This window comes from Fibrobacter sp. UWS1 (assembly GCF_002300445.1).
GTDB lineage: Bacteria > Fibrobacterota > Fibrobacteria > Fibrobacterales > Fibrobacteraceae > Hallerella > Hallerella intestinalis.
The window spans coordinates 1300923-1323395 of record NZ_NSGW01000001.1 but is presented as its reverse complement, the minus strand read 5'-3'; the positions used below and the strand labels follow the sequence as shown (position 1 = coordinate 1323395).

The following is a 22473-nucleotide window of genomic DNA, read 5'->3' as shown; positions in this document are numbered from 1 at the left end:
AATGCTAGGAATAAAAATTTGTCGGACGAAAGTTATATTATGGACATGAATAACGGTTTTGACCATTTGAATGTGCAAAAGATTGAAGTCGCGGGATTTATTCGTGAAGTCTTCGGATATATAACGCGTTTTAAAGGACAGCTTTTTGTGCTGAAAATAGAGGATAGCCTGATGGAGCATCCTCTGTTTCCCGTTTTAATTCGGGACATTACGCTTTTGCATAAAATCGGCGTCAAAATTTTAATTGTCCCTGGGACGCGGAAAAGTATTGATCGCCAACTCAAGGCGTGGGAAATCAATTCCGAATTTCACGGCGGTGTTCGGCTGACCAGCGAAGAGGCTCTTCCGCTGATAGAACAAGCTTCCCTTGGTGCTGCTCAACGCATTATGAGTCATTTGACTGCTGGCGGCTGCCATGGCATGCAGGGGAATTGGGTCGCCGCTCGTAGCATGGGAATTATCGATGGCATAGATTATATGCGGACAGGACGCATTGAACGGATTGAAAAAAATATTCTGGAACATCTGCTTTCCGAGGATTACATTCCGATCATTCCGCCCATCGGATGGAATAAAATCGGCCATGCGTACAACATTTCCAGTACAGAACTCGCAATGGAACTCTGCAAGTATTTGACAGTCAGCAAGTTGTTCTTTATCGGCAGCGAAAACGGCATCCGGGCAGAAGGATTGAATTCGGGAATGAATACCAAATATCTGGATGTGACGGATAGCGGAGTCATTTCGGCATTGGACATTGAACAGGCTCAAGAAATTCTGGATTTAAATCCTGACAAGTTGAATTTTGCACAAGTGGATTATTTAAAAAATGCCATTAGTGCTTGCAAAGCGGGAGCGAAACGCGTTCACTTGATTAGCGGTGAAACGCAGGGCAGTGTTTTGCAAGAAGTCTTTTCCAGCCGCGGCGATGGAACCATGGTTTATGCGAACCAGTATTCGTGCATCCGTTCGGCAACAACGGACGATATTCCGGATATTTTGCGGATGATGCAGGATTATATTGCGAAAGGCTATTTGATTCCGAGAACGCAGGAATCCATTTCGGAAAAATTGTCGGATTATGTCGTTTATGCAATAGACAATGCGATTCACGGTTGCGGAGCACTTCATGCGTTTGAAGATAATACGGCGGAAATCGCAGCGATTGCGGTAGCGGCGAATTATCGCAAGTCGGGAGTCGGCGCGGCAATTGTGCGCCACTTGATTGCAACCGCTCGGATGCGTGGCTACCGGATGGCATTCTTGCTTACAACGCAAGCGCTCGACTGGTTCTATCAACTGGGATTCCGGGACGGTGCGCTGGAAGATTTGCCTCAATCTAAACGTGAACATTACAATCGCAAAAGAAATTCGCGAATTTTGGTAATGGATTTGCAAAAGCCGTCTTCTAGCAAAGAATAAGTAATTTTGGAAAATCATGCTGAAATTTTGAAATACGCACGACCGGCAACGGATTACGAAATCGCCGAATTTCAGAGGATTCAAAAATGGGACATGAGCTTCCCAGCGTTGTGAACAGAACATTGGGAAAAATGCTTTCGCCTGTTGGTTGGATGGCGTAAAAATTGCCGATTAAAAAAAAGAGTTCCGTTGCTTTGCTCGAATTTTTCCCGTAGGTTGTGTTAAAGGCAAACGCACGGAAAGCGATTTTATTTGTGCATGGAGTAGAACTTCTTTCGTGTCTTTTTCACTGTTCCAACAATTTTTGGATATACTCTTTCATCCGGGTTTCTGCGGTGGTATTTTGCGGGGCTGTGCCGAACACTTCCGGGTGGTAAAACGCGGAAACGGCGACGGCCTCGTTTGCGATCGAAGGGAAGGTTTTGCTATCGAACGGAATGTCGAAATTTCCCAAGTAATAGGGGAGATCGGCAAATCGCTTAAAACAATCGATGTAGCAATAATAGGGCAATTTTTCTGGATTGACATCGACTGCGTTAGCGCATCGCTCTGCAAGGAAAGTCCGGCTCCGTTTTAAGGCGTTGATGTCCCGCAGCGTATAAAAGAGGATTTCTTTTGCGTAGCGTTTTTTGTGCGGGTACTTCTCGATGAAATCAGAGACGTAATCCCAACTGGATAGGGAAAATTCGTCCCCCTCCACGGTGCGGAATTTCATGTCGCAAACATCGTCGTAACGCAGCCCCTCGCCGGGCGTTCTCTTGTATAGCCCGACAAGGACGGGAAAGCCGTTCATTTTGGATGTATTTGCAAATTCCTGACTGTTGAAAACGATATGCTCCAGCAGCTGATAATTTCCGAAGAATTTTTTTGTCGCCGAAAAATTCGATCGCTTGATCAAATACGATAGCGGGTGCAGAATCGCCACATAATCCGCTTGAAGTTTATTATAGGAAAGCAGAAAGGAAATTCCCAAATCGCGGGTTTTGATGTCCGAATCGATTTCGAATTCGCTCTTTTTGATATGCTGGTTGATTTGCGAAGTCACGTCATTGTAGGGCGGATTTCCGACGACGACAAGGCTTTGCTTTTCATCGATATGATATTGGCTTCGGCTGACATGGGACAACGCGTTGACATTGAATGTTTGAACAGATGGAAAAATCTTGGAGACTTCTCGGACGGCAAAAGAATCTACGTCATTTCCGATATATTGATTATTGGGCAGGAATTGCTCCAGTTCAAAAAAAGCGCCGTAGCCACATGAGCTATCTAAAACGATATTTCCGGAGTCGATTTTGTGTTTTATCAGCCAATCCTTGATCAAGAGAACATACCGAAATGGTGTGTAAAAGCTGCCGAGATTCACTCGACCTTTATCGTTTAAGTGCGATTGGATATGTAAATCCATTTTGAATGTCTCCAAAAGAAAAATAATAAAGTTTCTAAATTTTGAAGTTTGAATTCCGAATTTCAAAAGAGCGATACGGAGCTTTATAGCAATTATCCTATCGGGAATTTCATTTTAATGCGACTCTCTCTTCCTTGCTCTTTTCGGTGTTCTGTTCTATATTTGGTGGGCTTGCACAAACAAGGGAGAGGAAAATGGCTCGCAAGAAAAATCAAGAGACTCGATTGAAACATTCGACAGCTCTAAGCAAAGAACCCGAAGTCCTCCGCAATCTGCGCATTCGGGAATCTCAAAATGGAGCGACGCTTCGAACGAGAATCATCGACAATAAAAAACAATACAACAGAAAACAGAAACACAAGAAATCCTTCGCCTCTGCGGAGGATTTCGCTTTTCAAATGCCTTTGGGTCTTACGATTTCAAGAACAAAAGGCCGAGAAACGAGATACGTTTATTTTGGAAAATGCTAAATTTACCGGCATGGATTTGAATAAAATGGAAAACGGATTTCGTATGATTCTTGAAGGAATGGGCGAAGATCCAAGTCGCGAAGGCCTGCTTGACACGCCGAAACGCGTGGCGAAAATGTATGCGGAACTCATGACCAGTCTGCGGAGTGAAAGCAATCCGTCTGAAATTTTGAAAACCCGCTTTCATGAAAAATATGATGAAATGATTGTGGTCCCCAATATCGAGTTTGCCAGTATGTGCGAACATCATTTTTTGCCGTTTACAGGTCGCGCTTTTGTCGCCTATATTCCTGGAGATTGCGTGGTGGGACTGTCAAAAATTCCTCGCGTGGTCGAGTATTTTGCCCGCATGCCGCAAATCCAGGAACGCATGACCCGCCAGATTGCGGAACTGATTCAGAAGGAGCTGAATCCCAGAGGCGTTGCCGTCTTATTGGAAGCGAGCCACATGTGTATGACAATGCGGGGAGTCAAAAAACCTGGGGCAACCATGGTAACGACGCAGCTTTTGGGGCGTTTTAAAACCGATGAAAAGACCCGTGCTGAATTTATGACTTATATCCACCGGGAAGGTTGCTGAAATTGAATTTGCTGGAATCGGGCAAAGAGCAGAATTTTAAGAAAGATTTTTGCCCTCACTCCTCGCCATGACTTTCGCATGGCTTGCTGAGCCTGCCGAACCATGGTTAGTGCACTTCGGCAAGCTCGGTAACCGCTTGTCGAACTAGTCGGAGCACTTTACCGAGGCCATTTTTTTAGAAGTGACCTATTGAGAAAACGACAAAAACGGCAAGATTTTGAATAACAAAAATGTAAAATTCAGCAAAGCGTGTTACATTTTTGTAGGTTGAAAATTTCAAAACCCCTTTACTTCGCTGGCGAGCTCTAGTAATTTTTCATACCGAAAACGGCAAAGAAGATGGATTCTTTGCGATGACGATAGGAGATATATGAAGGCTCAAGGCTTGTACAATCCGCAGAACGAACACGATGCTTGCGGTGTCGGCTTCGTTCTCAACATGAATGGCAATCGGGAACACACTATTGTTGAAAAAGGCGTAAAGGTTCTCTGCAATCTTCTTCACCGGGGGGCGACGGGCGCAGATGTCAATACGGGCGACGGCGCTGGTTTGCTTGTCCAGATTCCGGATAATTTTTTCAAGAAAACGCTGAAAATGAAATTGCCCGCTTTGGGGCATTATGCGGTCGGGATGCTTTTTTTGCCGCAGAATCAAGAGAAACGCGAATCCGTGCTGGATTTGCTGGAAAAAATTGCCGTCGAGGAAAATTTTAAGGTCTTGGCTTGTCGGGATGTTCCTGTTGTCGCTTCGGCGGTAGGGGATTCCGCTCGTGCGGAAATGCCTTTTATTGCACAAGTATTTTTGCAGCCGAATCAAAATTTAACCGGCGAAGATTTGGAACGAGCCTTGCTTGTTTTGCGGAAGCGAGCCGAACACGAATCGGGTCTTTCTGCAGAAGGGAGCGACGGATTTTACATTGCCAGTTTGTCGGCTCGGACGATTGTTTACAAAGGTATGATGACGGCTCCTCAAGTTCCCGTGTTCTATCCGGATTTGAATGACTCGAATTTTGAAAGCGCTGTAGCGGTAGTGCATCAGCGTTATTCCACAAACACGTTTCCCAGTTGGCCTTTGGCTCAGCCTTTTCGTTTTATGGCGCACAATGGAGAAATCAATACGATTCGTGGAAACCGTAATTGGATGGCCGCACGGGAAAAGAATTTGGCGTCGCCGCTTTTTGGCGAAAATATCCAGAAGTTGACTCCTATTTTGGAAACGGGTTCGAGCGATTCGGGAAACTTGGACAATGTGCTGGAACTTTTGACTCTTGGCGGTCGGGAAGTCGGGCATTCCATGATGATGCTCATGCCGCAGGCCTGGGGAAAAAAGCATGCGATGGGTCCGGATCTTCGCGGATTTTTTGAATTTCATGCAGGGATTATGGAACCGTGGGATGGCCCTGCCGCTGTGGCGTTTACCGATGGCGAATGGGTTGGCGCAACTTTGGACAGAAACGGTCTTCGTCCGGCGCGCTATACGATTACAAAAAACGGGTTTATGGTTTTTGCTTCGGAAGCGGGCGTTCTCGATATTCCGGCGGAAGACGTTGCCGAAAAGGGTTCGCTCCGTCCGGGACAAATGCTTCTGGTGAATTTGGAAACGGGACGTTTTTATAAAGATCGCGAAGTGAAGACTCGCTTTGCCCGCAAGGAACCGTATCGCCGCTGGGTCAAGGAAAATCACATTGATATTCACGGCTTTTTTAATGCGGTTGGCGAAGTCGCTGTAGATGAAAGTTCTCTTTTAAAACGCCAAATGCTTTTCGGCTACACGCGAGAAGATTTGGACATTATTTTGAATGCGATGGCCTCTACCGGTGTGGAACCGATTGGTTCGATGGGTTCAGATCAGCCGCTTGCTGTGCTTTCCGAAAAACCAAAACTTCTTTACTGGTATTTCAAACAGCTTTTTGCGCAGGTGACAAATCCGCCGATTGATCCGATTCGCGAAGAATTGGTGATGAGCTTGATGACTTATCTGGGCATTCACGACAACATTCTTGCAGAAGAGCCATCTCAGGCACGTCTGGTAAAATTCCGCTATCCGGTGCTTTCTAATGAAGATTTGGGTCGTTTGCGCACGTTGAATCAAGATGATTTCAAATGCGTGACGGTGCAGATGGGATTTCCGGTTCTTTCCGATACCCTTTCTGCCGGAAAGCTTTTGGAAATGGCCCTGAACGAACTTTGCAAAAAAGTGGAAGCGTTTGTTCGCAGTGGCCATAAGATCATCATCTTGAGCGATAAGGATCTCCCCGATGAACTGTCTCCGATTCCGGCGATTCTTGCTGTGTCCGCAGTAAACCAGCATCTGTCTCGAATTGGGATTCGCACGAGTTGTGGCTTGATTTTGGAAACGGGTGAAGCTCGGGAAGTCATGCACGTGGCAAGCCTTTTGGGATTTGGCGCGACGGCGATCAACCCTTATCTCGCCTTTGAAACGATTGCGGATCTTAGTCGCACGCACCAGTTGGACAAGCAGGTCGGTGTTACTGAGGCTATCGAGCATTACATTGATGCGATGAACAAGGGATTGAAAAAAGTGATGAGTCGCATGGGAATTTCGACTCTCCGGAGTTACCGCAATGCGCAGGTCTTTGAAATTGTAGGCCTTTCCCGCGAAGTCGTCGATAAATTCTTTACGGGAACGGCAAGCCGCGTGGGAGGAATCGGTCTGGAAGAAATTGCCAAGGAAGCTTTGATGCGCTGGCGCTCGGCGATAGAAAGCAAAAGTCCGCTGCTTCCGTCTGGTGGGGAATATCGTTATCGTAAAGACGGGGAACGACATTTGTGGACTCCCGAAGCGATTTCGAATTTACAACGCGCCGTTCGCACGGGAGACCAGAAACGGTATGATACTTATGCGGAACTCATCAACGACCAGACCGTGCACCAGAGCACTTTGCGCGGACTTTTCGCATTCAAAAAGACGAATCCGATTCCTTTGGACGAGGTGGAACCCGCTTCGGAAATCATGAAGCGTTTTGTCACGGGCGCAATGAGTTACGGCGCTATTTCCAACGAAGCGCACGAGGCGATAGCCATTGCGATGAACCGGATTGGCGCAAAGAGCAACTGCGGCGAAGGCGGCGAAGACCCGGAACGCTATATCCCTCTTTCTAACGGGGATTCGCTTTCGAGTGCCATCAAGCAAGTGGCGAGCGGGCGTTTTGGCGTAACGGACGAATATCTGGTGAACGCCAAGGAATTGCAGATTAAAATTGCACAGGGCGCAAAACCGGGAGAAGGTGGTCAGTTGCCCGGACATAAGGTCAGCGAGCAGATTGCGAAAGTGCGCCATTCGACTCCGGGTGTTACCTTAATCAGTCCGCCGCCGCATCACGATATTTATTCGATTGAAGATATCGCGCAATTGATTTTTGATTTGAGAAATGCCAACGACAAGGCTCGTATTTCGGTAAAGCTCGTTTCGGAAGTTGGGGTCGGAACGGTCGCGGCAGGAGTTGCCAAAGCCAGAGCGGATGTGATTCTGATTTCTGGTTATGATGGAGGTACTGGAGCTTCTCCGTTGTCGTCCGTAAAGCACGTTGGTGCGCCTTGGGAATTAGGACTTTCTGAAGCCCAGACGACGCTTGTGCTGAATAAATTACGCAACCGTGTTCGCCTTCAGGTGGACGGTCAGATGAAAACGGGTCGGGATGTGGTTATAGGAGCTCTTCTCGGTGCAGAAGAATTTGGCTTTGCAACTACGATTCTGGTGGTGCTGGGCTGTGTGATGATGCGGCATTGCCATTCGAATACTTGTCCGGTCGGCGTTGCTACGCAGGACCCGGAACTTCGCAAACGGTTCAAGGGAAAGCCCGAACACATTATTCAGTATTTGCATTTTGTCGCCGAAGAAGTTCGTCATTATATGGCTCAACTCGGTTTCCGCACATTTGACGAAATGGTTGGACGCAGCGACTTGCTGGAAATGAACCGGGCTATCGATTTTTGGAAGGCCAAAGGTTTGGACTATTCCGGCATTCTTTATCAGGCATCGACCAAGCCAGAAGAAATTCGCTGCACGCACTCGCAAGAGACGGGACTGGACGGTGCCGCAGACTACGAAATTTTGAAGAAAGCGGAAACCGCCATTGAAACAAAGAAACCGGTTTCGTTGTCGTTCTCCATTCGCAATACCAATCGCACGTTTGGAACCATTGTTTCCAGTCGCATTGCGCAAAAGTATGGTTATGCGGGACTTCCCGATGATACGGTTTCCATTCATTTGCTGGGTTCTGCCGGTCAGAGTTTTGGTGCGTTTGGAGCGCATGGTCTGACTTTGGAATTAGAAGGCGAAGCCAATGATTATGTAGGCAAAGGTCTTTCGGGCGCAAAGATTATTGTGCGTCCGCCAAAGAGAAGCTCTTTTGCTCCAGAAAATAACGTCATTGCGGGCAATGTGATTCTTTACGGGGCCACATCGGGCGAAGTCTATTTGAATGGTTGCGCAGGAGAACGCTTTGGCATTCGCAATAGTGGAGCGCTTGCCGTTGTGGAAGGTGTGGGCGATCATGCTTGCGAATACATGACTGGAGGGCGCATCGTTGTTCTGGGTCCGACGGGAATCAATTTTGGTGCGGGAATGAGCGGAGGCATCGCTTACGTCTATGATGAAGGCGGTCAATTTGACAGTCTTTGCAATACCGATATGATTGATTTGGATCCGTTGAATGCAGCCGACGAAAAGGAACTCAAAACACTGATTGAAAATCATGTGAAGTACACGGGAAGCCCAAAGGCCAAGAGAATTTTGGAAAACTGGGACAGGGAATGCGAATTTTTTGTCAAGGTTTTCCCGATGGAATATCGGCGGGCTTTGGAAATGATGAACCAGCGAGAACACGGCTAAAAGGAGGTTGGACATGAATGCGAATAAACCATTTATGACGATTCCTCGCCGGGAAGCAGAAGAACGTCCCGTACAGGAGAGAGTCCGCGATTACAAGAAAACCGCAAAAGAGATGACTCAGGAACAGATAATGGAGCAAGCTCTGCGCTGTATGAATTGCGGAGTTCCGTTCTGTCATTCTTATGGTTGTCCTTTGCTGAATGCCATTCCGGAAATCAACCGTTCCGTTAGTCGTGGCGAATGGCGCAAGGCTCTGGATTTATTGTTGGATACAAGTCCTTTTCCTGAATTTACCGGAATAGTCTGCCCGGCTCTTTGTGAAGGTTCTTGCGTCAATGGTCAGGATGGAGATGCGGTGACGAATCGGGAAATTGAGCATCGGGTGATTGAAACCGCTTATGAAAATGGCTGGGTTCAAGCGAATATTCCGCAAATCCGAAGTGATAAAAGGGTTGCCGTTATTGGTTCTGGACCTTCGGGACTTTCCTGCGCGGAATTTTTGAATCGCGTCGGCATTCAAGTGACGGTTTACGAAAGTGCAGAACACGCTGGCGGTTTTATGCGTTACGGCATTCCAGATTTTCGCTTGCCTAAATCGGTGATAGAACGCCGCATTGCGTTGATGCGCCAAGAAGGAATCCGCTTTGAAATGAACGTGTGCGTTGGCAAGGACGTGTCTCCGGAATATCTCCTTCGCCATCATAACGCGATTGTGCTTTGCTGCGGTTCGCGCAAGCCTCGGGATTTGAAAGTTCCGGGGCGGGACTTGTCCGGCATCCATTTTGCCGTGGACTATCTTACTCAGCAGAACCGTATTAACGGTGGAGAAATGTTCGAATACGACGAAACAAAAAATGCAAAAGGCAAGCATGTTGTTGTTGTAGGTGGCGGGGATACGGGCGCAAACTGCATTGGAACCGCTATTCGGCAAGGAGCTTTGGACGTAACTCAGATTGAAATTATGCCGAAAGCACCAGATACGCGTGCTTCGAACAATCCTTGGCCTGAATGGCCTCGCATATTCAAAGAAACTCCCGCTCATCAAGAAGGCTGCAAACGGCAGTGGAATGTCAATACGTTAGAAGCCATCGGCGAAAATGGAAAGGTCAAGGCTTTGCGTTGCACGGAAATCGAATGGAAACGCGGCGAAGATGGTCGAATGTTCAATGTGCCTAAACCGGATGGAAATTTTATTCTTCCCGCCGATTTGGTTCTGCTTGCCATGGGATTCGTCGGTCACGATATTCCAGATATTGTAAATGCATTTAAATTAAGAGCGGATGAACGCGGACGCATTTTTCGAGACGAATCGGGAATGACATCGGTAAAAGGTGTTTACATCGCTGGAGATTGCGCTACTGGGCAATCTTTGGTTGTGCGGGCGATTGCAGATGGAAAACGCGTGGCGAAAGGCATTGTTCAAGCTCTTCTATAAAAACGGAACGGATATATGGCGATAAAAGACGATCAAAAGATAAAGGAACTGGAACTGCTTTATCGGGTGGGCCAGATCCTTGATGAAAGCATGGATATGCGAAATGTCTTGCGACCGGTGATGAACACTCTCGGCGAACACATGGGTTTTAAACATGCTACGGTAACTCTTTACAATCGACAGACGGGTGAAATCTCCATTGAGCTTGCGACTGGGCTTTCTCCGCTGCAAACGAAAAAAGGACGTTACAAGGTTGGTGAAGGAATTACAGGAAAAGTCGTAGAATCTGGCAAGCCTATTGTTGTGCCGGATGTGACGAAGGATCCGAATTTTTTGGATCGCACGGGTCGCGGAAAAGTCTCGGGAAAGGCCTTCATCTGCGTGCCAATCGCCATTGAAAAGGAAGTTGTCGGCGCTTTGAGTGTCGATGAATTTAATTCTTCCGCAGACCAGCTAGATGATGATCTGCGTCTGTTGGAAATTATTGCGATGATGATTGCTTCTGCTGTCAAGTTGCGTCGTCAAGCAGAAGAAGAAACGGAAATTCTTCAGGCGGAAAATGAGCGGCTTCGTTCGGAATTGAAAGATCGTTTTCGTCCGTCGAATATTGTGGGCAATTCTCGGGAAATGCAAATTGTCTATGACCAGATCGCTCGAGTTGCCAAAAGCCCTTCGACGGTATTGATTCTCGGTGAAACAGGGACGGGTAAAGAGTTGGTCGCCCAGGCGATTCACTACAACTCCGATCGAGCCAACCGTCCTTTTGTCCGCGTTCATTGCGCAGCACTTCCAGAAAATATCATTGAAAGCGAATTGTTCGGACATGAAAAAGGGGCTTTTACCGGAGCGATTTCCGAGCATAAAGGCCGTTTTGAAATGGCGGATGGCGGAACGATTTTTCTCGATGAAATTGGGGAAATTTCGCCAACGCTTCAGGTGAAACTTCTCCGTGTATTGCAGGAACATGAATTTGAACGCGTCGGCGGAAATAAAACGATTCATGTGAATATCCGCGTGATTGCGGCGACCAACAAGGATTTGCTGCAAATGGTTCGCGATGGAAAATTCCGGGAAGACCTGTATTATCGTCTGCACATTTTCCCGATTTACGTCCCGCCTCTGCGCAAACGGAAAAGCGACATCGTTCTTCTAGCGGATCATTTCTTGGATCGTTATAATAAGATTCTGGGCAAGGAAATCCGTCGCCTTTCGACGGGAACGATTGATATGCTGATGAGCTACCACTGGGCGGGAAATGTTCGTGAATTGGAAAATTGCATTGAGCGAGCCGTTCTTGTTGCCGAAGGGAATGTGATATATCCGCATCATTTGCCTTCGACATTGCAGACAGCGGAATCCACGGGTGCTCCGATTCGTGGCGACTTGAAAAGCATGGTCGAGACGTATGAACGCGATATCATTTGCGACGCTCTCAAAAGTGCCAAAGGCAAGGTCGCACCGGCGGCAAGAGCTCTGGCGACGACGCAGCGTATTTTGGGCTATAAAATCAAAATGTTGGGCATCAACCCGAAAAGATTTGCCTGATTTTTGCTCAGCGGTTTTTGTGAAACTTGCTTTGTGAAAATCTGGGCAAAGCGGTACAATTCATATACGCCGATAATTTGTATATTTGCTCTGGTTTAGCGCAAATAGGAATTGTATGCTGGATTTGAAAAAGGCGAAGTCGGCAGGCTCTTATCGCGAGTTCAAACAGACCGCTTCATTTGAAAAATATATTCGATTTGAATCGCAAACGCTTTTGAATCTTGCGAGTAATGATTATTTGGGAATTGCGACAAGTCGAAATTTACGCGATGAATTTTTGGATACGGTCAAAGCGAAGGATGTTTTTTTTGGTTCGGGCGCAAGTCGTTTGGTTTACAATTCCAGCGAGGCCTTTTATAATCTTGAAAACTGGTTTGAATCTCGTTTCCAGAAAAAAGCTCTGATTTTTAATTCGGGTTATTCGGCAAATTTGGGAATCATTTCGGCATTGGCCGACCCTAAAACGCTTTTTATTGCCGACAAACTCATCCATGCCAGTATGATAGATGCGCTTCAGCTGTCGCGGGCCAATTTTAAACGGTTTGCGCACAATAATATAGAAGCTCTTTCCCGATTGTTGGAATTGCACCATTCGGAATACGAAACGATTATCGTGCTGACCGAAGCGGTTTTTAGCATGGATGGCGATTTTGCGGATTTGCCCGCGATGATTGCTTTGAAAAAGAAATATCCGAATGTTAAATTGTATGTAGATGAAGCGCATTCGTTTTTTGCTTTGCATGAGTTGGGACTTTCTCGCGCATTAAATCTCGATGCAGATGTGGATTTTATTCTTGTTACGCTTTCCAAGGCACTTGGCGGTTCTGGAGCGGTATTTCTTTGCAACGATGAAATTCGGCAGATTCTTATCAATTCGGCGCGAAGCCTCATCTTTTCGACGGCGATTCCCAGCATTGATGTCGCTTGGACACATTTTGTCCTTTCCAAAGATTTTTCTGCACGTCGGCAAATTTTACACGATTCGATTCGTTTTTTGGAATTGAGCGATTCGCAAATCTGTCCTTTCATTGTGGGCGAAAATGAAGATGCGCTCTTGCTTTCTCGAAAGTTGCTGCAACAAGGCTTTTTTGTTCCCGCGATTCGTCCTCCTACGGTTCCCTTGCACACTGCGCGTTTACGAATCAGTTTGCGTGGCGATATCACGCCAGAGGAGCTGGCTTCTTTAAAGGAAATTCTCGATGCGTATAAAGCAGCTCACGCCGGATAGAGAAAATCGTCCACTCGCCTTGATTTTTTTAGGCTACGCTTTTACTCCGGAATGTCTTTCCTCTGTGGATTTTGGAAATTATGATGTCTCTGTCGTTTATGATTATCAAACTTTAGAATTTGAAGATCTGATGGCGTGGGAAAAAATTCAGAATTCAAAAAGAGAAATTTTTTTGATCGCTTGGTCTATGGGTGTTTGGGCGGCAAATCGTTTTGCTTCTGGCTTGGAATTTCAAAAAGCGGTTGCGATCAACGGAACGCCTTTTGGCATTCATGAAAATTTTGGGATTCCGCCGGGGACATTTCAAAATTCCATCGAACATTTTGATTTTGAATTGTTTAAAAAGTGGTGTTTTTTGAATGATAGGGCGCAGGCCCATTTTGCGTTTTCTGATCATCCGAAAATCGAATTGCAAACTTTATTCAAAGCCTCCAAAAATGTGGCGCAAAATCGAATTCGCTGGACAAAAGCGATTGTTTCCAAAAAGGATGTCGTTTTTCCTCCCAAGGCAAGTTCCTGTTTTGAATGTCCTGTGCAGACCATTCTTGCACCGCATTTCCCATTTTTTAAAATGAATTCGCTGGAGGACATTTTTGCGATTTGAATCCGCAAAAAATTATGACGAGTTTGCGGTAGCGCAAAAACAAGCTGCTCGGGATTTGTATCATGCGCTTTTTCAATATGTAAAACGAGCTGACCGCATTTACGAAATTGGCTGTGGCTCGGGAATTTTTACTCATTACCTTCTTCGCCATTTCGCTTTTCGTCAATTGTTCCTGAACGACCTCTACCGCTGCCCTTTGATGGAGCGTTATCCCTCGCAGATCGGAGATGTTTGTGAACAGGAAATTCCCTCAAATTTGGATTTGGTCGTTTCCAGTTCTGTTTTCCAGTGGATTGTTCCTTTGGAAGAACTTTTTAAAAAAATCGCTGCCGCTTTGAAACAGAATGGATTTTTTGCTTTTTCAATGTTTGTCGCCGGGACGCTTTGGGAATTGGAATCGTTTACGCATCAAGGTTTGCCGTATAAAACGCCGCAGCAAATAAAAGAAATTTTGTTCCGCCATTTCGATATTGTTGAATGGAAAGAAAATTTTTGTACGCTCTCTTTTCCGGATTGTTTCGCTCTTCTCCATAGCTTGAAGCAAACCGGAGTGAATAATTTGCAAGGAGATTTTCGACTGACAAAAACTTCTTATCGAAAATTGGATGAATCATTTGATGGCAAATATGAACTGACATATCGCTATGGGGTATTTGTTGCTCGGAAAAAGTAAGGATTTGCGAAATAGACTTTGGCAATCGTTCAAAATGTCTGCACGAGAAATTTAAGGATTTTACTTCAAAAGAACGTTTCTTTTTGGATTGTCTATTTCACCCACTTCTGCCTTTTACTCAGATTTTGTATATTGTAGAGAACCATTTTATAAAAGGATTTTTTTATGCAATTCCGGCCTGTCAAAGAACAATTGGACATTCTACTTCGCGGTGTAGCCGAGATCATTCCGGCAGATGAACTGGAACAGAAACTTCAAAAATCTTATGACACGGGAATTCCTCTGCGTGTAAAACTCGGCGTGGATCCAACGGCTCCCGATGTGCATTTAGGGCATACGGTTGTGATGCGCAAATTGCGTCAATTTCAAGATTTAGGACATACGGTTGTTTTGATTGTCGGCGATTATACGGCGCAAATCGGAGATCCGTCCGGTCGCAATAAAGCACGTCCGCGCCTTTCTCACGAGCAGGTTTTAGAAAATGCCAAAGAATATCAGCAACAGTTTTTCCGCGTTGTGCGGGAAGATCGGGTGGAAATTCGTTATAATGGTGAATGGTTTAGCAAGTTGCCGTTCTCTAAAGTGACGGAATTGATGGGGCAGTTTACTGTTGCTCAAATGCTAGAACGGGAAGACTTTCACAATCGCTATGTCTCCAACAGTCCGATCAGTTTGCACGAGTTTATGTATCCGATGATGCAGGGCTATGATTCCGTCGCCATCCAAAGTGACATTGAACTTGGAGGAACGGACCAGAAGTTCAACGTTTGCCGCGGTCGCGATTTGCAAATGTTCGAGAAAATGCCTCTTCAAATCGGTATGTTCATGCCCATTCTTTTGGGAACGGATGGAAAAGCCAAGATGAGCAAGAGCCTTGGCAATTATGTGGGCGTGAACGAACCAGCCGACGTGATGTATCACAAGATATACAATTTGGCGGATTCCATTGTCGAAAATTGGTTTGAGCTTTTGACCGATGTTCCTCTGGCGGAAATCAAACAGATGATGGCGGAGGTGGCTTCCGGAAAATTGAATCCGAATGTGGCGAAAGATCGCCTGGCCAAGAATATCGTAGCCCAATATTACGGGGCTGAAGCCGCTGAAGCCGCTGCCGTCAAAGAAAAAGAAATTCACAGCGGTAACGCCATTCCGTCCGATGCAAAGGAATGCCGGTTGGATGCGGGCGAGTATAAAATTTTGGATCTTCTTGTGCAAGTGAAAGCGTTTTCGTCTAAAGGCGAAGCTCGCCGCATGGTGCAGAACGGCGGCGTCAAGTTGGCTGGAGAAAAAGTTTCCGATCCGATGATGGAAGTGAAAGTTTCCGGTTCAGACCAGCTTTTGGTTCAAGTTGGCAAACGCAACTTTTTCAAGGTCAATTTCTAATGAACGGCGACACTTTGATCTTGGGATTGAATCCGACCTGGCAGCGTCTGTTTCTGGTGGACGAGTTTCGACCGGGCGAAGTCAATCGTTTGTCCAAGGTAGAGGAATTTGCTTCGGGCAAAGGGATCAACTGTGCACGGATTTTGCGCAAACTGGGCGGTGATTTTATGCTTGCCCATTTTCTGGGCGGCGAACGCAGCGTTTCGATTTGTGATGAAATCGCCGCAGCGGGAATTCGTCAAGTTCCGATTTGGATAGGCGATTCCACTCGGCTTTGCACGACGATTATTTCCAAAGGCGATACGACGGAATTGATTGAGCCGTCCCCTCAAATTACAGAAGCTGAAAATAAGGATTTTTCGCAAACCATTGGCGAAGTCTGGAATGATGTCTTAAATATCGTGCTGTGTGGTTCTTTCCCTTCGGGATTTCAAAAGGAAATTTTGAGCCAACAGAATTTGACGGGCAAACGCCTGTTTATCGATGCTGTGGATGGCATTGATACGTGGCTGGAGCAGGGGGTGGAACTTCTGAAAATCAACTTGGACGAATACTGCAAACTCTTGCAGCGTTATGGAATTCCGCAAATTACTTCGAGTCCGCAGTTTTGGAAAATGACCGCTTCTACGCTTCTCGATCGTTTACCGATTCGTCATTTGGTCGTTACGGACGAGGATGCTCTGGTTCATGCTTTTTACCGTTTAGAAGGCAAGTTCATGGGGCTTGAACTCCAGCCTCCGCAAATCAAAGTGGTTAATGACATTGGTGCCGGTGATGCTTTTCTTGCCGGTTGGCTTTCCGCTGATTTTTTAAATCTGCCGATCAACCATTGCCTCGCCAAGGCCACGGCGGTTTCGGTGGCTCGCTGTGAAGTCGATCGCCCATGGAATCTGGATATTTCTCGGGTGTCCGCTTTGGAAACGGAATTGCTTTCTCGGATTGTCAAAATGACGGATTGATATGCGGACTCTTCAAAAGACTCTGCTAGCGATTCCTTCTTCCGTGGAATGGGATGTCCTCTTTCCAAAAGTTCCGTATGAAAATAGTGTCCAAAAGCCGTTTGTTTTGAGTTCGTCATTGGAGGCGGCTTGTGTCGGGGTCGGGCTGGTCGGTTTTGCTTCGGGATTTACGCAACTACTCGGTTCTCGGCAATACACAAAGGCGATTCTTGTCGGGATTGCTGGTGCTCTTCCGTTCAGCGGGCTTTCATCGGGAACAATCGTTCGGGTAGATGCAGAATGTGTTGGCGATGTCGGCTATTGGAATGACGGTGTCTTTTCTCCATTTTCCAAACGCCCGTATTGTTTTAAAGCGACTTCATCAAAATGGGCTCCTCCGTCCATCGCCCAACTCTCCGGTGTTCGGGGCGTTTCGGTCAATACGATGACTTCCTGCGAGCAAGTTTTGGAATTTCGTGCTCGCTTTTACAAGGCCCAAGTGGAAGCCATGGAAGGCGCTTCGGCATTTGCCATTGCTAAAGCGTTGGGAATTCCTGTTTTTGAAGTCCGAGCCATTAGCAATTTTGCTGGCGACAGAGATGTTTCTGGCTGGAATATCAAACAGTCTCTTCAAAAAGTTCGGAAACAAATTATCGATCCGATGGTGGAGAAATTTTAATGAACTCTCAAAAACTTATTTTCAGAAATTGACACATCGCTCTATCTCATTGGATTTTTCTTTATCAAAATAGTCTTTAGAGGTTGCCTTATGCAAAAATTGCGCTTGGGAATTTCGACTTGCCCAAATGATACTTTTATTTATGAAGCTCTGGTTCAAGGCCTTATTCATTCCGAATTCGCGTGGGAAGTCACTTTTGCGGACGTCCAGACTTTGAATGAAATGGTTCTTGCCGGAAATCTCGACGTGGCGAAAGTCAGCTGCGGGGTTCTTCCGCAGATTCAATCGAATTATCGCTTGCTTTCTTGCGGCGGGGCTATGGGCTATGGTTGCGGTCCGCTTCTTTTGTCGTCTCGGAAAAGCGCTTCTTTTGATCCGGCAAGCAAAACTTTTCTTCCTGGAAAAAATACGACAGCAGCCGCTTTATTTTTCTTTTGGTTCGCGACGACGCAAGGTGGCCGACGGCCTATTGTTTCTTATGCTTTTTTTGATGAAATATATCAAAAGCTTCTTTCTGGCCAATGTTTTCAAGGGGTGGTTATTCACGAAAAACGATTCACTTGGGAACAGGATGGTTTAAAATCGCTGGTGGATTTGGGTGCTTTTTGGGAAGCAGAAACCCGTTCTCCGATTCCGTTGGGTTGTACGGTAGCCAAAAAAAATCTAGAATCGCCTGTGATTCTAGCGGTTGAAAACGAAATTCGCCGGAGCTTGGATTTTGCCTGGAAACGTCCGAATCTTGTTTCGAATTTTATCCGCAAAAAGGCGCAAATTCCGGACGATTCAGTAATAGAAAAGCATATTCGTATGTTTGTTACGGAATTTACCTGCGACATAGGCTCGGATGGAGAAAGATCTCTCGATTACTTAATGAAACATCTTACTGTGTAAAAAGAAATAAACAAACGAAAAGGGAGGGCGTAAAAAAAATCTTTTTTTTGAAAAATTTACATTGAACCGAAATTTTGACCAAAACTTTATTTATTTTCGAGAGAAATCTATTTAAGGGAGTTTCTTATGGATTTGGTTCAGCAACTAGAACAGGAGCTCGTGGCGTTGAAGCACGAGTACGAAAAGTTCATCAAAGGCAATAAATCCGCGGGAACACGCGCCCGTAAGGTTCTGCAGAATATCAAACGTACCTGTCAGGATCTTCGTGTTTCTATTCAAGGAGTGAAGAAGGAATCGGACGGAAAGAAACCGGAAGAAGAAGGAGATGCATCCTAATTTTTGGAAACAAAAGCGTGAAATGCTCTAAAAAAATGTTTTTTTTCAAAGATTTATCATTAAAACTATTTGACTAAAGCCATTTTTGAAGGTATATTCCACGTTGTGATTTGGTACACAGAGAGTGGTTCCCCTTGTATCCGGTCCGAATGGATGTGTAGAAATTATGTTTTATGATTGGAGAAATCTAGCAGTATGACCCTAAAGAAAGTATTCGTAGTTCTTGCCGGGACTATGCTCTTCGCGGGATACGCTTCGGCAAAGGCGATTAACGTGCCGGGCGATTACGCAAAGATCGCGGACGCACTGGGCAACGCAGACGCTGGCGATACCATTTTTGTCAAGCGTGGAACGTATAACGAAAACATCACCCTTATCATGGGCGTTGTTCTTAAAGGGGAAGACCCTTTGACGACGATTATTGATGGTGGGCGTCGCGGACCGACCGTGATGGGTACGTCCGGAGCGGAAATGTCGCACTTTACCATTCGGAATGGTATAGAAGGCATCCTCTGCGAAAATGCGGCTCCCTATATCCATCATTGCTATGTCATGGACAACAAGGCGACTGGCATCGCCGCGTTCATTTCTCTCCCTAATTTGCGCAACAATGTCGTGTACGGCAACCGCTGGTCCGGCATTCTTGCTTGGGGCGCAAAGTCGCTGGACGCTTATGTGGAACAGAACGTTGTTTTGCGGAATGGTTATTCGGGACTTACCCTCAAGGGACCGACAAATCTTGTTGCCCGGAACAACATTTTCATGGAAAACCATTATTATGGTGTCTTTGCCGATCCTGCTGCGGGTCAGACAAAGATTGAATACAATAACATCTATAAGAACTACTACCCGTTCAATCGCTTTATTAAGGTAAACCGGACGAATGTTTCGCTGGATCCGAAATTCGTTAATCCTTCGCTCGGCAAACCGAATTTTTACTGCAATTCCAAATCTCCGATGTTGAAACGTGGCAAGGGCAAACTGGATATCGGTTTGCTTGCTCATGACGTTCTCCCTGAAAAGGAAGAAGAAGTCAATGAAACGCGCAATCCGGATACCGATGGTGACGGAATGTGTGATCCATGGGTTTCGGAAGAAAATGTTTTGGATAAGTATGCGGCGGTTTGTTCCGGCATTGACCAATGCCCGGAAGACGCTGAAGATGTGGATGGCTTCCAAGATGATGACGGCTGCCCCGACCCGGACAATGATCGTGATGGCGTTTGCGATCCGTGGGTAGAAGCTAGTGGCCTGCTGGACAAGTATGCTCACACCTGTAAGGGGGCGGATGCTTGCCCGGATAATGCGGAATCCTTAAATGGTTATAAGGATGATGATGGCTGCCCGGATGAAGTTCCTGTTCCGCCGAAGAAAGTATTCATTCTTGAAGGTGTTAATTTTGAATCTGGCAAGGCTGTTATCACAAAGGACTCCGAAGTTTCTCTCCGTAAGGTTATAGACATTATGGAAGCTTTCCCGGAAATTTCCTTTGAAATCGTGGGCCACACCGATAATGTCGGTAGTGCAGAAAAGAACAAGAAGCTTTCTGCGGAACGTGCTGAAGCGGTGAAGACGTTCTTAGTGGAAAACGGAATTGCCGAAAATCGTATGGTGACCCGTGGTGCCGGCGATACACAGCCGAAAGCTTCCAACAAAACGCCGGAAGGCCGTGCCCAGAATCGTCGCATTGAATTCACTCGCACGGACATTAAGTAAGGAGAAAGTTAGACGATGACACGCTTTAGCTTCATCAAGACAACAGCTATTGGGCTTATCTGCACGAGTGCAGCGTTTGCTTCTCCCTCGTATGCACCCCATAAATATCAGCAGAACGACTGGTTTGGCGAATTTGGTAGCAACAATACTTCGATGTATGTAAACCCTGCTGGAATCGCTGAAACAGATCAAATAGAACTTTCTATCGGCTTTTTCAGCACGATAAGTGGCGAAGCTTCTCAGGAATACGGTTCGATTACGATTCCGTTCGGCTATGATCATACTTTAGGCATTTCGTTCTTTGAAAACGGTGCCGACGTGGATGGTGGCTATTCCTATGTGGAAAACGCCTATATGATTGGTTACGCTTATCGTCTGATGCATTGCTTGGCTTTGGGCGTTGACCTCTCTATCCTTCAGATCAACCAGTTCGATGCGAATAAGCAATTGACTTTGGGCGCTGATGTGGGTATCAGTTGGAATCCGATTTCCAACTCCCGTTTTGGTAGTCTGACTGTTGGTGTTGCTTTCCAGAACGCTGTAGCTCCGGCTATTAGTACGGAAGCGGACAATTCCTCTTATCATTTTGTATTCATGGGAGCCGATGAATCTTACAAGGTTCCGAGCAACTTGAACTTTACCCTGTTCTATCGCGGCTTTAACCGGATGCTGGAAGCCAAAGCGGAATTTTCCGTGATTGACGTCCTGCATGAAAGCTCTGAAGGTGGAGACGGAACAAGTTTGGAAACGAGCTTTACCTTGACGTATTATCTGAGTACTCATTTGGGTGTTCGTCTTCGCTTTACAAAGGAAGGCTATCCGGTTCTTGGTGCTACAGTCAATGTCAAAGACGTCACGATTTTCCGCTATCTGGCTCTGGATTTGGAAATGTCGCACGACGATATTGTTGAAAAGAAAAACCGTGGTTTTATCTGGGCTGTAAAGCTGACCTCTCGTTTTGGCAATACGCGTGAAGAAAACATCGGTGAAGATCGTTATCGTCGTTTGAAAATCGAACCGGAAAACGATTATCGTGCTGCCATGCGTTTATATTTGAACCGTCAATTCCTGGAAGCGGCTTATGCTTTTGGCAAGGTTCAGACGAAGTATCCGGCATTCCATTTGGTGGACCAAGCTGCTTTCTATAAAGGCAAGTCCTTTGAAAATATGCGTATGCACAAAGCTGCCAAAGCGGTTTATGAAGATGCCATCAAGCGTTATCCGCAGAGTGACCAACGCGCCAAGTATCATTTCCAGTTGATGAATATCGATTATAAGGAAGGCAAATTCAACGATGCAATGGTGAAGTACCAGTATATTGTTCAACATTTCAGCGAAAGCGATGTGAAAGCGGATGCGGACTATATCGCTGGCCAGATTAAGTTTGAACAAGGGCTTTATCAAGAATCCATCGACCTTCTTTCTGCGATTCTTCCGGGTAACGCTAACTATTTCTATGCGCGTTATACTATGGGCATTGCCAACAGCCGTATGGGCAAATGGGATGAAGCCGAAAACTGCTTCCGTGACATTATCGATCAGCCGGCTTCCAACCAATCCGAAATGGATTTGCAGGATGCGGCCAAGGTCAAACTGGGACATATCTATTTCTCGGGTGACAATCCCAACATTCCAGAAGCGGCTGGGCTTTATGGTCAGGTAAAACCGGGTTCTCCTGTTTACGATGAAGCGATGTTGGCTCTGGGATGGTCCTTCTTGAAGGTGAATAAACCGGATGAAGCGATTAAATTTGCTCAGTGGATCATCAAGAATATGCCGGATTCCTTCCTCCTGTCCGAAGCGTATCTTGTTGAAGGCTATTGCTACTACATGAAGAAGGATTTTGATCGGGCTGAAAAGTCTTTGAGCAATGCGGAAAAATTGACAGAACAGCCCGTGGTTTCTATGGCTGCTCGCGATAGTGCCCGCAAAGTTTATGAAGATAACGAAGCGCATTTTGACAGTGTACAAGCAAAAGCTTTGGATCTTTCCCGTCAGCTCCCGACTCCTCGTGTTCAGATGAAACGCGATCAGCTCCGTCCAGACTTTGACAAAGCGAATCAGGCGATTGACGATTACGCGAAATTTATGCAGCGTTCTCAACAGAGCGATCGTTTTGAATCGAACCGTAAGCGGGTTTTGGAAGACGCCGGATTCACGTTGGCGACGGTGAAGACCAAGAAAGCCGAAAGCGGGGGATCTGGATCGACAAATTCTCAAGAACTTCAGCAGTTGGAAGAATTGGAAGAATTGGAATAAATCAACTTATGGGATAGGCCTGGTATAATAACTTGGGTCTATCCTTATTTT

The 22473-nt window shown here is 46.1% G+C and carries 17 protein-coding genes; 16 read left to right on the top strand and 1 reads right to left on the bottom strand.

Annotated elements, in window-relative coordinates; genetic code table 11:
- The first annotated feature begins 45 nt into the window (after nt 1–45).
- Complete coding sequence (gene argA, locus BGX14_RS05415) at nt 46–1422, top strand: amino-acid N-acetyltransferase (RefSeq protein ID WP_073305036.1); 1377 nt, start codon at nt 46–48, stop codon at nt 1420–1422.
- Nucleotides 1423–1708: 286 nt separating this feature from the next.
- Here argA and BGX14_RS05410 read toward each other — a convergent pair whose 3' ends face one another.
- Nucleotides 1709–2830, bottom strand: a complete 1122-nt coding sequence (locus BGX14_RS05410) for an SAM-dependent methyltransferase (protein WP_095879296.1) — start codon at nt 2828–2830, stop codon at nt 1709–1711.
- Between the two features lie 194 nt (nt 2831–3024).
- Between BGX14_RS05410 and BGX14_RS05405 the strand changes: the two genes are divergently transcribed.
- The 15 genes from BGX14_RS05405 (at nt 3025) to BGX14_RS05335 (ending at nt 22422) form a co-directional block, all read left to right on the top strand.
- Nucleotides 3025–3300, top strand: a complete 276-nt coding sequence (locus BGX14_RS05405) for a hypothetical protein (RefSeq protein WP_073305021.1) — start codon at nt 3025–3027, stop codon at nt 3298–3300.
- Nucleotides 3301–3310: 10 nt separating this feature from the next.
- Nucleotides 3311–3880: a GTP cyclohydrolase I FolE gene (gene folE, locus BGX14_RS05400; protein WP_073305020.1), complete on the top strand. Its 570-nt coding sequence runs from the start codon at nt 3311–3313 to the stop codon at nt 3878–3880.
- Between the two features lie 385 nt (nt 3881–4265).
- Nucleotides 4266–8735: a glutamate synthase large subunit gene (gltB, locus tag BGX14_RS05395; protein ID WP_233126423.1), complete on the top strand. Its 4470-nt coding sequence runs from the start codon at nt 4266–4268 to the stop codon at nt 8733–8735.
- Nucleotides 8736–8748: 13 nt separating this feature from the next.
- Nucleotides 8749–10170 carry a glutamate synthase subunit beta gene (locus BGX14_RS05390; RefSeq protein WP_095879784.1) on the top strand — a complete coding sequence of 474 codons (1422 nt, stop codon included), beginning with the start codon at nt 8749–8751 and terminating at the stop codon, nt 10168–10170.
- A 15-nt stretch (nt 10171–10185) separates the two neighbouring features.
- Nucleotides 10186–11715 (top strand): nif-specific transcriptional activator NifA, encoded by a 1530-nt coding sequence (gene nifA / locus BGX14_RS05385; protein WP_073305017.1) that lies wholly within the window; start codon nt 10186–10188, stop codon nt 11713–11715.
- Nucleotides 11716–11830: 115 nt separating this feature from the next.
- Nucleotides 11831–12943 carry an 8-amino-7-oxononanoate synthase gene (locus tag BGX14_RS05380; protein WP_095879295.1) on the top strand — a complete coding sequence of 371 codons (1113 nt, stop codon included), beginning with the start codon at nt 11831–11833 and terminating at the stop codon, nt 12941–12943.
- Complete coding sequence (locus tag BGX14_RS05375) at nt 12915–13547, top strand: pimeloyl-ACP methyl esterase BioG family protein (protein ID WP_073305015.1); 633 nt, start codon at nt 12915–12917, stop codon at nt 13545–13547. The genes BGX14_RS05380 and BGX14_RS05375 overlap by 29 nt, the downstream gene beginning before the upstream one ends.
- The gene (locus tag BGX14_RS05370; RefSeq protein WP_158223238.1) at nt 13537–14220 is read left to right on the top strand and encodes a methyltransferase domain-containing protein; all 684 of its coding nucleotides are present in this window, start codon (nt 13537–13539) and stop codon (nt 14218–14220) included. Before BGX14_RS05375 ends, BGX14_RS05370 begins: the two co-directional genes overlap by 11 nt.
- Before the next feature lie 165 nt (nt 14221–14385).
- Nucleotides 14386–15603: a tyrosine--tRNA ligase gene (gene tyrS, locus BGX14_RS05365; RefSeq protein WP_095879293.1), complete on the top strand. Its 1218-nt coding sequence runs from the start codon at nt 14386–14388 to the stop codon at nt 15601–15603.
- Nucleotides 15603–16562, top strand: coding sequence for a 1-phosphofructokinase family hexose kinase (locus BGX14_RS05360; protein WP_078775976.1), 960 nt, complete (start codon nt 15603–15605; stop codon nt 16560–16562). Before tyrS ends, BGX14_RS05360 begins: the two co-directional genes overlap by 1 nt.
- A gap of 1 nt (nt 16563) precedes the next feature.
- Nucleotides 16564–17220: a hypothetical protein gene (locus BGX14_RS05355; RefSeq protein ID WP_095879292.1), complete on the top strand. Its 657-nt coding sequence runs from the start codon at nt 16564–16566 to the stop codon at nt 17218–17220.
- 90 nt (nt 17221–17310) lie between these two features.
- A complete protein-coding gene (locus tag BGX14_RS05350) occupies nt 17311–18111 on the top strand; it encodes a 1,4-dihydroxy-6-naphthoate synthase (protein ID WP_095879291.1) in 801 nt (266 codons plus the stop codon).
- A 126-nt stretch (nt 18112–18237) separates the two neighbouring features.
- Nucleotides 18238–18447, top strand: a complete 210-nt coding sequence (locus BGX14_RS05345) for a hypothetical protein (protein ID WP_073305009.1) — start codon at nt 18238–18240, stop codon at nt 18445–18447.
- A 195-nt stretch (nt 18448–18642) separates the two neighbouring features.
- On the top strand, nt 18643–20163 hold the full coding sequence (locus tag BGX14_RS05340; protein WP_233126422.1) for an OmpA family protein: 1521 nt from the start codon (nt 18643–18645) through the stop codon (nt 20161–20163).
- Nucleotides 20164–20178: 15 nt separating this feature from the next.
- Entirely contained in the window at nt 20179–22422 is a 2244-nt protein-coding gene (locus BGX14_RS05335) for a tetratricopeptide repeat protein (RefSeq protein WP_073305006.1), read from the top strand.
- Nucleotides 22423–22473: the final 51 nt, after the last annotated feature.